The sequence below is a fragment of the Lachnoclostridium sp. An181 genome (assembly GCF_002160325.1).
Classification (GTDB): domain Bacteria; phylum Bacillota; class Clostridia; order Lachnospirales; family Lachnospiraceae; genus An181.
Genome location: NZ_NFKJ01000015.1, coordinates 22,883 through 37,184 on the forward strand (window position 1 = coordinate 22,883; position 14,302 = coordinate 37,184).

Annotated in this window: 8 protein-coding genes; 6 read left to right on the top strand and 2 right to left on the bottom strand. The window is 44.2% G+C overall.

All coding sequences use genetic code 11. From position 1 onward, the window contains the following. Window positions 1–175 precede the first annotated feature (175 nt). The 5 genes from B5F18_RS09650 to B5F18_RS09670 all read left to right on the top strand — a co-directional run bounded on the left by B5F18_RS09650 (window position 176) and on the right by B5F18_RS09670 (window position 8,642). Window positions 176–5,164: a glycoside hydrolase family 2 TIM barrel-domain containing protein gene (locus B5F18_RS09650; protein ID WP_087157456.1), complete on the top strand. Its 4,989-nt coding sequence runs from the start codon at window positions 176–178 to the stop codon at window positions 5,162–5,164. A gap of 321 nt (window positions 5,165–5,485) precedes the next feature. Next, a complete protein-coding gene (rplM, locus tag B5F18_RS09655) occupies window positions 5,486–5,914 on the top strand; it encodes a 50S ribosomal protein L13 (protein WP_087157457.1) in 429 nt (142 codons plus the stop codon). A gap of 27 nt (window positions 5,915–5,941) precedes the next feature. Then, the gene (gene rpsI, locus B5F18_RS09660) at window positions 5,942–6,334 is read left to right on the top strand and encodes a 30S ribosomal protein S9 (RefSeq protein ID WP_087157458.1); all 393 of its coding nucleotides are present in this window, start codon (window positions 5,942–5,944) and stop codon (window positions 6,332–6,334) included. Window positions 6,335–6,755: 421 nt separating this feature from the next. Then, the gene (locus B5F18_RS09665) at window positions 6,756–8,027 is read left to right on the top strand and encodes an L-cysteine desulfidase family protein (protein WP_087157459.1); all 1,272 of its coding nucleotides are present in this window, start codon (window positions 6,756–6,758) and stop codon (window positions 8,025–8,027) included. Between the two features lie 114 nt (window positions 8,028–8,141). Continuing rightward, entirely contained in the window at window positions 8,142–8,642 is a 501-nt protein-coding gene (locus B5F18_RS09670) for an HD domain-containing protein (protein WP_087157460.1), read from the top strand. 58 nt (window positions 8,643–8,700) lie between these two features. On the opposite strand, the gene B5F18_RS09675 is transcribed toward B5F18_RS09670, so the two are convergent. Beyond that, window positions 8,701–10,077, bottom strand: coding sequence for an MATE family efflux transporter (locus tag B5F18_RS09675; protein ID WP_087157461.1), 1,377 nt, complete (start codon window positions 10,075–10,077; stop codon window positions 8,701–8,703). 229 nt (window positions 10,078–10,306) lie between these two features. Here B5F18_RS09675 and B5F18_RS12835 point away from each other — a divergent pair, with 229 nt between their 5' ends. Further along, window positions 10,307–10,429: a hypothetical protein gene (locus B5F18_RS12835; protein ID WP_275532828.1), complete on the top strand. Its 123-nt coding sequence runs from the start codon at window positions 10,307–10,309 to the stop codon at window positions 10,427–10,429. Window positions 10,430–10,482: 53 nt separating this feature from the next. On the opposite strand, the gene B5F18_RS09680 is transcribed toward B5F18_RS12835, so the two are convergent. Next, entirely contained in the window at window positions 10,483–14,277 is a 3,795-nt protein-coding gene (locus B5F18_RS09680; protein ID WP_087157462.1) for a family 20 glycosylhydrolase, read from the bottom strand. Window positions 14,278–14,302 lie beyond the last annotated feature (25 nt).

Below are 14,302 nucleotides of genomic sequence, written 5' to 3' on the forward strand. Positions count from 1 at the left end.
AATGAACAAAAAATAAAATAAATAAATAGCTAAAATGTGAAAAATATCTTATGTATAGTGAAATGACTTTACTTAAATTTGGGAGATGGATATAATAACATTGTATAAATCATAAACTGATCGATCGGTAAAAGGTATGTAAGAAGGAAAATTATGAAAATTGGAGTGAGGAATAATGAAAAAGCGTAAACCATTGTTAGCCGCCGCGCTGGCCGCCGGGCTGGTCGTTTCAGCAGTGCCTGCAGCAGCAAATGACGGACAAGGCGTCACAAACAATGACGCAGATATTTTCAAAGGAGAAGAGTGGTTTGACCAGAACGGAAAATTTGAAGTGAACAGAGAAGATGCCCATACAAGTTTTATCGGATTTGACAAACTTGAGAACGTGAAAGATCCGGAACTGAGAAAGGAAAAAGAAACTTCTCCATTCTATTATTCTTTAAACGGCGACTGGAAGTTCAAGCTTGTGGATTCTCCGCATGAAAGGAATATGGAGTTTTTCAAAGACGGTTACGATGTAAGCGGATGGGATGACATCAAAGTGCCGTCAAACTGGCAGACGGAAGGGTATGACCATCCGAAATATACAGATACGCGGCTTCCGTGGGAAGGAGTGGAGGATCCAAGGGCCAACTATGGTCTTCCGGAGGACAGCCCAAGAGGAGTGGCGCCGACAGTCTACAATCCGGTTGGCCACTATAAACGTACGTTTACAACCCCGAAAAATTGGGACGGAAAAGAAATTTTTGTCTCCTTCCAGGGAGTGGAATCTGCATTTTATGTATGGGTGAACGGGCAGAAAGTTGGATACAGTGAAGACAGCTATACACAGGATGAGTTTGATATCAGTAAATACCTGAATGCTCCGGGGGAGGAGAACACAATTGCAGTCCAGGTGTACAGATGGTCGGACGGCAGTTATCTCGAGGATCAGGATTTTATCCGGTTAAGCGGGATTTTCCGCGATGTTTTCCTGTATGCAAAGGATAAACAGGCATCCATTTTTGATTTCCATTATACAACGGACCTGGATGAATCCTACAAAGATGCCACGCTCAACGTGGAGATAACGCTGAGAAACTATGATGAAAATGCGGACACAAAGGGGTACCGTGTAAGGCATATTCTTTATGACAAGGACGGGAATGAGGTCCTGGAAAAAGAGACGACTGATCTTGTTTTTGAAAAGAGTGATGACGGATACGGGCAGGCGCATGTGGCATTTGCAGAGGATGTGAAAGCTCCTCTCCTATGGTCTGCGGAGGCCCCAAACCTCTATGAACTTGTGACTATTTTGGAAGATGCAGACGGAAATATTGTCGAGACTGCAGGATGCCATGTTGGTTTCCGGGAGGTGGAGATCGTGCGAAAGGGGACGAACACATCCCAGATTTTGATAAACGGCGCGCCGATCATGCTGAAGGGTGTGAACCGCCATGAGACGAATCCGGGGACCGGGCGCCATATTTCTGAGGAGAGCATGATCAAAGATATTGAGCTTATGAAACAGTACAACATCAATGCAGTGCGAAACTCTCATTATCCAAACGAGCCAAGATGGTATGAGCTTTGTGACGAGTATGGACTTTATATGATCGATGAGGCAAATATTGAATCCCATGGGCTCAACGACTACATTCCGCAGAGTGATGAACAATGGATCAGTGCCTGCAAGGACCGAATGAGGACAACGATTGAAAGAAGTAAGGTGCATCCATGTATTATTTCCTGGTCACTTGGAAATGAGAGTTACAACGGAGCTACGTGGGCGGAACTTGGAAAACTGTGTAAAGAGCTGGATCCGACCAGATTCGTACATTATGAGGGGGACCGTGATATTCCGGAAGTGGATGTTTGGTCAAGAATGTATAGAAGAGTGGATCAGCCGGATGTGTTGGATAAGACGATCAATCCAATGGGCTGGTGGGGTGTATACGGAACGAAACCATCTTTCCAGTGTGAATACGCACATGCAATGGGAAATGGAATCGGAAACCTGGACGAATACTGGGAAATGTATGAAAAATATCCAAATCTTCAGGGCGGATTTATCTGGGACTGGGTGGATCAGACGATCGAGGTGGCTACTCCGACGGACAAGATGTTGACAGATGAAGGAAAAACAAACATTCCGGTGAAATTAAAAGGTGACCTTGTAGAGGGCGCACAGGGAAAAGGAATGGATGGGTACGCAGAGGTTTACAATGACAAATCTTTGCATATATCCGGGAGAACGCCATTTACGCTGGAGGCGATGGTAAAACCGGATACATACGAGGCAGCCACAAGGGAAAACGATGGTTCCGGACAGGTCAAACCGGAGGACTACAACCAGACGGCTCCGATCATCACAAAAGGAAACGATGAATGGTCCTGCACAGAGTCTTACGGACTGAAACGTCTTGTAGACGGAGAAAAAGATGTGCTGGAATTCTATATTTACAACCAGGATTACGATGACAGTAACGGCGTATATACAAAAGTATCCGCACAATTTGACACACCGGATGACTGGGGTGGAAAATGGCATCACATTGCAGGTACTTACGATGGAACAAACTTAAAACTCTATCTGGACGGCGAGGAAGTGGCAAGTGCAACAGATGAGGTCGGCGTGGTAGGCGGACCGAATAAGGTCGGCATTGGTGCAGATGTAACATTTGATGCCCAAAATCCGAATGTTCCTGCAACATTCAAAGGCGTGATCGACAACGTAAGAATCTACGATAGAGCCCTGTCAAAAGAAGAACTCAATAACAAAGACAGAGAAGCAGACAACAATACACTTTTGTGGCTGGATTTTGACGAGACTGCGGATAAGACTTATGAGAAGGATACCTACTTTAGTTTTGGAGGAGACTGGCAGGATATTCCAGAAGGCAATCCAAACAACAAAAACTTCTGTGCGAACGGACTGATTTCTGCGGACAGGACCGTACAGCCGGAACTTGAGCAGGTAAAATATATTTACCAGAACATCGGAATCCACGATTATGATATCCTGAATGGGAAAATCGAGCTGGAGAACAAATATCTCTTCACAAACCTGAATGCATTTAACGCATCCTGGGAGCTTTTAGAGGACGGCCAGGTGATCCAGAGCGGAGACTTCACAGCAGATGATCTTGATGTGGCACCGGTAGACGATTCCCTCAGCGAAATTAAATCTTATGGCAAGAAGATCCTTAATGTGCCATTTGAGAAACCGGAGTTAAAAGCAGGAGCTGAGTATTTTGTGAATATCAGCTTTAATCTGAAAGAAGACACTTCCTGGGCAAAAGCAGGACACGAAGTTGCCCACGGACAGATCAAAGTTCCATTTGACGTACCGTCAGTAGGAGAGACCGATGCAAAAGAGATTCCGGAGATTGAAACCGTTGAGACGGACGATACTGTTACGGTATCCGGAAAAGAAAAAGACTTTACATTAGAATTCAACAAGAAGACAGGTACGATCGATTCTTTTATATATGAAGGAAAAGCTCTTCTGGAAAAAGGACCGGCTCCGGATTTCTGGAGGGCGCCTACAGACAGTGACCTTGGATTCTACTCCGGGCTGGAGCTTGACACATGGAGACACGCAGGGGCAGACCGGAAAGTAGAGTCTGTCAATGTAGAAAAATCCGGAAACAATATGGTGACGTTTACTGTGAAATCCACACTTCCGACGACAAATGAATCCGGATACGAGCAGAAATTCAGTGTTTACGGAACCGGAGATGTAAAAGTGACAAGTACACTCAATCCAGGAGAAGATCTTCCAATGATTCCTGTAGTTGGAAATACACTGACACTTCCAAAAGAGTTTTCGCATGTAACATGGTACGGAAAGGGTCCGGACGAAAACTATATCGACCGTCAGAGCGGCTACGAAGTAGGTGTATACAAAAAAGACGTGGAGGATTTCTTTGTAGACTACATCAAACCGCAGGAGACGGGAAACAGAACGGATACAAGATGGGTGAGCATTACAAATGATGACGGTGTAGGACTGCTCGCAAAAGCAGAGACAGACACACCGATCGAGTTTAGCGCCCTTTATTATACTGCTGAGGATTTAAGCAATGCGCTCCACTCCTATCAGCTGGAAGACAAAGACAATGTTATTTTGAGACTGAACCAGCGCCAGATGGGTGTCGGCGGAGACAACTCCTGGGGAGCAAAACCGTTTGAAAAATACCAGAATACAGCAGATCATACATACGAATACACTTATACATTCAAACCGGTTACAACCGATGAGATCGAGGCATCCATGGACGAATACAAAGTAGTGCTGCCAAATGAGGGTTATGAGGGCGGTGATGAGGAAACAGAACAGCTGTCCACAGATGTCCTGGAATATGCAATTGAGCTTGCAAAGACAGCAGATATAGAAAATGTTGTAGGATCTGTAGCGGAAAAATTTGAGACAGCACTTGCAAACGCGGAGGATATCTATGCGAAAGCAAAGGCCGGAGATAAAACTATTGATCAGGAGATGATCGATGAGAGCTGGAAGGAACTGATTGAGATCATGCAGTATCTCTCCTTCAAACAGGGGGATAAGACAGATCTTGCGAAAGTGATCGCGCTTGCAGAAACAATGGAGGCAAAAATAGAGTCCTATCTTGACGGCAATGAAAAAGATGCATTTGTGTCAGCTCTTGATGAGGCAAGAAAGGTAAATAATGACAAAGATGCAATGCAGGATGATGTAAACATAGCATGGAAAAACCTGCTGCTGGCAATGGCCAACATGCAGCTGAAGCCAGACAAGGATGTGCTGGAAGGGCTTGTGATCCAGGCGGAAGGTTTCGAAGCAGCAGACTATGAGGCCGAAAGCTTTGAAACTATGCGTGCGGCACTTGCAGAAGCAAAGGGTGTGCTTGCGGATGAGAAAGCGGTGCAGGACACTGTAAATGCATCCTGTGATGCCCTGGAAACAGCTATCGCAAAACTGACACCTGTAAAAGATACGAACGTTGCCAATGCAAAGATTCCGGAAACAGCGGAAAACAGCGATAAAGAAGCCGGCATAAAAGAAGGACAAACCGGAACAAAAGATCCGAAGCAAACTTCAGAAAAATCTGCAAAGACAGGAGATAAGACAACAGGCACCGCAGCGGCAGTTGCACTTGCGGCAGCAGCCGCCGCCTTTGCAGCATGGAGAAAAAGAAAATAGAGGATATACTCTCCACTGCAAAAATGAAATAAGAAAAAGATGAGAAAAGCACACGCGTGCACAGTATTTTCCAAATCCATTAGGAATACGGAAACAAAAAGCACAGCGTGTGCTTTACATCTGCCATAGCCTGTGGGAAAACAAAAGAAAAATATAGCAGAAATGTAATGAAATAGGTTGACAGCAGAGGGTGTGGCGAATATAATTAAACAGTATGACATAAACAGAAACAGTTTCGCCAAAGCCCCGGAGGAAACTGATTTCAATATAATAACCAAGCAAATATTTAGGATAGTGAAATGAATAGTAGGAGGTCAACCAATGAAAACTTACATGGCTAATCCAGATAAGATTGAAAAGAAATGGTATGTAGTTGATGCGCAAGGCCAGACATTAGGACGCCTTACGTCTGAAATTGCAAAAGTTTTAAGAGGAAAAAATAAACCGGAATTTACACCACATGTTGACACAGGTGATTACGTAATCGTTGTAAATGCAGAAAAGATCGCAGTGACAGGAAAGAAACTTGATCAGAAAGTTTATTACAATCACTCCGATTATGTTGGAGGAATGAAAGAGACAACATTGAGAGAGATGATGGCTAAGAAACCTGAGAAAGTGATCGAGCTTGCAGTGAAAGGCATGCTTCCAAAAGGACCTTTGGGAAGAGCAATGATTAAGAAACTTCATGTATACGCTGGACCAGAGCACAACCATGCAGCTCAGAAACCAGAAGTATTGACATTCTAAGTATAAGGTTGAGAGGAGGAAATCACAGTGGCTAAAGCAAAATTCTACGGAACAGGAAGAAGAAAAAAATCTATCGCAAGAGTATATCTGGTACCTGGAACAGGTAATATTACAATAAATAAAAGAAACATTGACGAGTATCTTGGACTTGAAACATTGAAAGTTATCGTTCGTCAGCCGCTCGTTGCTACAGAGACAGCTGATAAATTCGATGTACTTGTAAATGTTCACGGTGGTGGATACACAGGACAGGCTGGAGCAATCCGTCACGGAATCGCAAGAGCATTACTTCAGGCTGATCCGGAGTACAGACCGGTCCTCAAAAAAGCAGGATACCTGACTCGTGATCCAAGAATGAAAGAGAGAAAGAAATACGGTCTCAAAGCAGCGAGAAGAGCACCGCAGTTCTCCAAACGTTAATCGGACGTTTGTTCAACGTACAATTAAAAAAAGATTTACAAACCTCTCAGAGAATCCGTTCTCTGGGAGGTTTTTTGTGTTTTTTTAAAATGAAATATGATAATAGGTATAACATTTTCAATATATTGTTTCATCAAACTATAAAATATTGGAAAACATAAACAATATCCGGATGCTGAGCGTTACAGAAGAAGTTTAAAAGCATCATTAAGCAGAAAAAGTATATTTGCATCGTTTAAGCGGGATCATGTAATAAAAGAGTTTTGGTATAATTTTGGAATAAGTCAAGACAGTTATCAATCCATTACTTTGCGGTCATAATCTAAGGTAAAATAAAAAATATTTCTGTCACAGGTAGCACGTTTGTCCATAACTTGATAAAATATAGTAGGAAATTTTTTATAGTACAAGAGGAGAAGATATGGAACGTGCAATTTATGAAGAGTATGTAAAAATACTAAAAGAGGAATTGGTTATGGCAATGGGGTGCACAGAACCGATTGCAGTGGCATATGCGGCAGCGCTGGCATCCCGGGCGCTCGGGTCAAAACCGGAGTCCATCGAGGTTTTGGTGAGCAAAAATATCATCAAAAATGTAAAAAGCGTGGTTGTGCCGTGTACCGGAGGGCTGCGGGGGATAAAGGCAGCTGTGTGCGCCGGTATCGTGGCAGCAAAGCCTGAAAAGGAACTGGAGATTCTCGCGGATGTTACAGAGTCTCAAAAGGAAGAGATGAAGGAAATGATGGAGAATATTCCGATCACAGTAAAGGAATCGGACAGTGGATATGTGTTTGACATCCAGATCCGCACCTTAGCCGGCGGACACACAGGATATGTGCAGATTTCAGGATATCACACGAATGTGATCCGTCTGATGAGAGATGGGGAAGTGCTCAGTGAGAAGGACTATACGGAGCAGCAGCCAATACAATCTACAAATCATGATCTGTTGAATGTGGAAAACATTATTGAATTTGCAGATTGTGTGGATATCAAAGATGTGGAAGAAGTTTTGGAGCGCCAGATTTCCTGCAATAAGGCAATTGCAAAAGAAGGAATGACAGGAAAGTGGGGTGCGGCCATTGGATGCACTTTGATGGAAGCTTACGGCGACAGTGTGCATAACCGCGCGAAGGCCATGGCCGCAGCAGGATCGGATGCGCGTATGAATGGATGTGAGCTGCCGGTTGTGATCAATTCCGGAAGCGGGAACCAGGGAATGACTGCTTCATTGCCGGTTATTGTCTATGCAGAGGAACTGAAGGTTTCAAGAGAAATGATGCTCAGAGCATTGGTGGTCTCAAATTTGATCACAATCCATTTAAAGACAGGAATTGGCCGTCTTTCTGCTTACTGTGGAGCTATCAGCGCAGGCTGCGGTGCAGGTGCAGGTATCTGCTACTTATATGGAGGGCGCAAGATGGAAATTTCACATGTCATTGTCAATGCAGTTGCGATCAACTCCGGTGTGATCTGTGATGGCGCAAAAGCAAGCTGTGCAGCAAAGATTGCATCTGCCGTGGAGGCCGGACTTTTGGGCTTACAAATGCAAAAGAGAGGCAAGGAGTTTTACGGCGGAGATGGGATTGTAGAGAAGGGGGTAGAAAATACGATCCGTAATATCGGAGAATTGGCAAGTCAGGGAATGAGAGGAACGGATGAGACGATCATCAATATTATGACAAGATGCTAAGAAAAAAGTCCTTATTTCTTTCTTATTAAGTTATTAAATTATTGGGAAAGGTCTTGTGTTTTTATATAAACGGGACATAATAAAAATATCAAGAAAGAAAGCAGGTGATTGCCGATGGACATTCAGGCATCAGAAGAAGTGCCGAGAGAGTACCTGGAAGAAGTGTGGCATATTCTTTCAGATAAGGAGTTTTTATCGCTGGACAATTATGAGCATCATCACAATACGAGCAGGTTGATGCACAGCATCAATGTTTCCTATTTGTCATGGCTGCTGGCGAAAAAATTTCACTGTGATAAAAAAGCTGCTGCAAGAGCAGGACTTCTTCATGATTTTTGCCCATATGATTTTCGAGAAAAGACACCTACCGGGGAGCATCAGGTATTATACCATCCAAAAGCTGCTGCAGAAAACAGTGTTCGAATGTTTCAGATCAGTGACAGGGAGCTGGATGCAATACGTACTCATATGTTCCCCTTAGGGCCGGTTCCAAGGAATAAGGAGGCATGGATCATCACGCTGGCCGATAAGATATGCGCGGTCACTGAATTTTGCCATGTTGCCATAGCCCTTGCAAGGAAAAACAGAATGGTTGTTGTAAAAAATGCAATATAGAAAAGCAAAAGCTGTCGTGAAAAAGCACGGCAGCTTTATCAGTTTTTTAAAATGAGAACTAGTTTCTGCTGTTCATAATTTTGATCAGTTTTTTAAATTGAATGAAGAACAAAGTCACAGTTGTCAGTACAGCAATAAAATCTGCAATTGGTTCCGCAAGGAAAACGGCCTGCACATTGTCTTTTATAAGAACAGGGAGCAGGTAGATGAGCGGGATCAATACCAGTATCTTTCTGAAGATAGCCAGAAATGCAGATACCTTTGAGTTTCCAAATGCAATGAATGTCTGCTGGCAGGAAATTTGAAGACCCATCAGCAATACAGATGCCATATAAATGCGGATGGCCCATTTTGCAAGACTGGCAAGCTGAGGATCATTTGTGAAAATTGCGATAAATATACTTGGGAAAAATTCCACCAAGAGCCAAAGTACAGTGGAATATGCAAAACAGGAGATAGTCTGCAATTTAAACGCCTGTTTTACCCTGGATGTATTGTTTGCACCGTAATTGTAGCTGATGATCGGCTGTCCCCCCTGAGTGAGGCCCTGAAGAGGAAGCATTGCAAACTGCATGACGCTGGAAAGAATGGTCATGGCACCTACAGCCAAATCTCCGCCGTATTTCAATAAAGAAGAATTGAAACACAGAACCAGCACACTTTCTGTTGCCTGCATTACGAATGGTGCAACTCCAAGTCCAATACAAGGAAACAATACCTTTGGTACAATTTTCATATTTTCTTTGCGAAGTTTCAAAGTTGTCGATTTCCCTGTCAAAAACCAGATTGCCCATACTGCGCTGAGTGCCTGTGACAGGATAGTGGCAAGTGCGGCGCCTTGTACGCCCATATGAAAACCAAAAATGAATATAGGGTCAAGGATGATGTTGGTCACTGCCCCGATGATGACAGTAAACATGCTGATCTTTGAGAATCCCTGAGCGGAAATAAAAGAGTTCAGTCCAAGAGTTAGCTGCACAAAAATCGTTCCGATCGCATAAATGCTCATGTAGCTTTCGGCATAGCCAATCGTATTTTCGCTGGCACCAAAAAGCATCAGAAGAGGACGTTTAAAAATCAGCACAAGAACAGTCAATATAATTGATACAATGATCAATGCAAAAAAACAGTTTCCCATAATTTTTTCTGCACCTGTATTGTCCTGTTTACCCATGAGAATGCTTGCTCTTGGCGCTCCGCCCATCCCGAGCAGATAGGCAAAAGCAGAGATGATCATGATCAATGGAAAACAGACTCCAACCCCAGTCAATGCGGAGGCGCCGATTTCGGGAATGTGCCCGATATACATGCGGTCTACCATATTGTAAAGGGCATTGACCAGCTGAGAGGTAATGGCCGGAACAGCCAGAATGAACAAAAGATGTCTGACAGGTTCACGTCCTAAATCCACTTCTTTTGACATTGTTAATTTCATAATAGTCACTCCTTAGTTTGTTATTTTTTGTGTCTCCATATAGGCAAAACAAGAACACGAATTCCCGCTCTGGAATAGTGCAGGTTTTGGTCTGTGACGTACTCCTTGATATGGTGTGTACAATAAAAAGGAGACTTCTATTGCACTTCCTTGTGGCAATAAAAATCTCACCGTTTCATTGCGGTCCGGATGAATTTTTACCGTATTGTCAATACAGTGTGTTTGTTGAATGATGAATTTTAATATACTATACTACATCCCAAGTTTTGTTGCAAGAACAGCATTGATTGCAAAAGATTTGGCAGATGAGGAAAAGGTGTGGCTTTTGCAGTATGTGTCTGTGACCTTGTAACAGAAAATGCCCCTGCGGGATGTTTTGAGCATCCGGCAGGGGCATTTTAGAGTTTAGTTTTCGTATTTTTTACGTTTTTTGATTGTTGCGGCAGCTAAGCCTCCTGCCACAGCAGCCAAAGCGGCCATTCCGGCAACAGTTGTTGTGTCACCTGTCTTCGCGCTTTTTACCGTGGACGTGTCTGCTGCATTTTTTTGTGTATTGGATCCTTGTGCAGAGACAAGTTTTGCCGGATCAGAAGTTGTAGTCTGTGGTGTCTTGGCAGACGCCAAAATACGGCTGATCGCGGACTCGAGTTCACTGGATGCAAGATTGACTTCCTCTTTTTTGGCCTCCTCGTCTGCATATACACTCTGCGCATTTGCAAGAGCAGTGCGGAATGCGAGGGCGTCCTCTTTTTTGGCATTTTCAAGGCTTAAGTTTTGCGCGGATGCGATCAAAACCTTCAGTGCGTCTTTGTTTGGTTTCAGTCTCAGATCACTCATGGCCTGTAAAAGAGCTTTCCATGATGCATTGACGTCCTCCTGCATTGCATCGCCGCTGTCTCTTACAATGATCGCATCATTCAGGGCCTTTTCAAATGCATCCTGTCCCTCTGCCAAATACAAGGAAAGATCAAGGCTCTCTGCCAGAGCGATCACTTTTGACAGATCCGTCTTATCGCCTTGTTTGAAGGAGAAATACTGCATGGTCTTAACAAGTTCTTGCCATGTCTCATCGATCATTTCCTGTGTGACGCTCTTATCGCCTTGCTGTACGCGAAGGAGAATATCTTCCGCCTGTGCTTTTAATGCCTCAAATTTTTCTGCGACGGATGTCACGACCCCTGTTGTGTCTGCCGTCTGTGCAAGTTTCAGGGCGTACTCCAAAACACTTGTGGAAAGTTTTTGTTGTTCGGTGGAATCCAGGGCATCCATGGCAGCCTGAAGGCGCATTTCCAACTCTCCTGTATCCTGAGCGTGGGATGCGTAAGCTTTCTGGGCTTCGATCAGTACATCCACAAATGCGCTGACTGCAGAGGAATCTTTTCCGGCCATATCTATGCCTTCTGCTGTCTCGATCAGATCGCGCAGTGTATGATCTTCAGGAATTTGTTCATAGGTGAACTGGACTTCGGAAATCTGATACCAATTCTTTTTGTCAGCAGTCAGAAGGATGCGCGCATATTTTACAGGTGTGGTGGTGAACTCAACCGTTGTATCCAAAGAACCGGAGTCCATTGTTCCAACCGTTGTCCATTCCTCGCCGTCCGTGGATATTTGTATATCCGCGCTGTCGATCACATCGTTGCCCACATCAGAAGGCTGGCTGATCTGGATCTTGGACATGTTGACTGTTTGAGGGAAGGTGAAGGTAATGTCATCTCCCGTAGCCTGATTGCCGTTGAACCAGCATTTGGAAGAAAGATTTCCGTCCAGCATGTTCGTATATACATAAGTTGTGTAGTAGCCAAGACTTGCTGACACAGAAGGGGTATTGCCGTCCGGTTTCATCAGCTGGCCTTTTGCTGCCTGGATGGCATCGAAAGCAGCCTGGAACATTTCGTCTGTAGAGGCTGTATTGTAGAGTATTTCTTTTGAATCAGCCACAGCCTGCTTGTACTCTGTGTATCCGGAAACATATCCGTCATCTTCAAGAGGATACTGGGTTTCCACATAGAGGGCAAAGCGGGAGAGAGGAACGGCTTTTGCTTTTGCATCCTGCAAAGCTTTCAGCGCTGCATCGACTTCGGTTTGTTCACTGTCTTCACGTTCTGCAACTTCTTTCGCAGTTTCCACTGTTTCTTTATAATCCGCATAGGTTTCTTTAATATAGGAATCTTCCGGCAGAACAGCGTCAAGTTCTTTCTTCAGTTCACTCTTATCCACGTTCAGTGTGTAGACAAAGGTAAAAGTATCTCCTTCTTTTTCATAAGTTCCGCTTACGCTGTCCTCGGAAATGAGCTTGTATCCATAGATATCTTCGGCCTCAAAACTATAATTTTCACCGATCGTACCATATTTTACAACATCGTCTTTCAGGACCTTTCCGGTGTCGCTGACATATCGCAGCGTTACTTTCCCTAGACTTTCCGCGGCCAGAATTTCTCCTGGATCCGGCAAAGCGGAGCCTTTTTCAAAGCCTGCAACGTTTCCAAGTTTCTTATAGTTTGCCTGGAAATCTTGGAAATCAATGACAGAATTGCTGTCAGTATTCCAGGATTTGGATGCCAGAGAACGAAGTTCGTCTGCAATATCTTCCGTGATGACATCCTCGGTGACAATGTTCGGGTTGTCGCACCAAATTCCCATAGATGCACCTTTGATAAAGGAAGAATCGTCGGAAACCGGGTTGGACGGGAAGTTTCCAGGTGTCCAGTTTTCGTAAATATTTTTGTCCTGATCTTTTACGTCAAAAGAATTTTGCGGGCGGCCATCTGTCGGCTTATCGTTTCTCAAGACATAATAGAAGAAACTGGAGTTAAAATTGTAGATGGTGTCATGGCCTTTGTCTATGAATGTTTTAAGTCTGGCGATGCTTGGGTTCCATGTCATCTGAGACCAGAAATCAACGCCGATATAGTCGTGCATTTTGATCTTCTGCGGCCCCTCCCAGTCATTTTCACCATAGTAGAGACCGTCATTGAAGACTCTTGGAGTAAATCCGTGATCGTGAACAAATTCGGCCATCTCGTTGATATAGTTTGCCATCGCATCCTTCCAGATATAGCCATCGCCTAATGTTTCTTTTGCATACTCATTGAGGACGCTCTTGTACTGTGTTGTAAATGGAGCGCGGTCAAATTCCATATATTCGTCACCGCCGATGTGGAAGTCCGTACACCCTTCAAAAAGCTCCATGTATTCTTCATAGAGACTGCGGATATATGCGACAGCCTCAGGGTTTGTAATGTCCAGACCGGATTTGTAATGTGATCCGGTATTGCTGATCTGTCCGTATTCCGGATGCGCTTTCAAAATCTGATCCACATGTCCAGGGGTGTCAAAGGAAGGGATTACCTTGATGCCGTATTTTTTTGCCTCTGCAAGGATTTCTCTTACCTCATCCTTTGTAAGATATCCGTCCTTGGACACGATTTGGGGATCTGTCTCGCACTCAATGCGGAATCCAAGGTTTTCGGAGAAGTGCATCTGAAGTGTATTCATTTTCAGATAAGACATTTCACGGATCTGGCGGATAAACCAGTCCTTGGAAATATATTTCCTTGCGCAGTCCACATGGAGACGCCTTTCAGGCATGTCCGGGTAATCGATGATAGTTCCGTATACAAGGCCATTATTTGTGACCATCATATTCTGGATCGTGCGAAGTCCATACATCACGGCATTTTCGCTTGCCCCCACAAGGCGGACACCGTTTTCATCAATATCAATGCGGTAAGCCTCCTCGCTGTCCGATTCCTCGCAGATAGGATTTTCTTTGTCCACAGTGATCAGAATATCAGGAGGAGCGGCATCATTTTCTTTTCCGTATACCATGGCAAACGGAGAGGATGAGACAATCTCTTTTTCCATAAACTCAGAGTTCACAAGTTTTACCACCTCAGCCAGACGCTCATTTTCCGTATTCTCCTGGTTTGCAAGAATCACCAGACGGGTGGAGGAAGTCATAGTCCACATTTTATTGGATGCATCAGCCGTGTATTCCTGTACGACAGGGTTTGCGTAGGATTCAAGCTGTTGAGCGGTCTCTTTTGTTATATCTGCAAGTTCAGATGCATCATTGCTGTATGCAGGCGCTGCTGCATATATTGCAGACGGACAAGCAGTGATCGTGACAGCTCCTGCCAGAACTGCGGCGGCTGTTGCTTTTTTCAGGTACTTTTGAGTGTGTCGATTCTTTTTCATAAATTCTTTCCTTTCTAAATTGTGA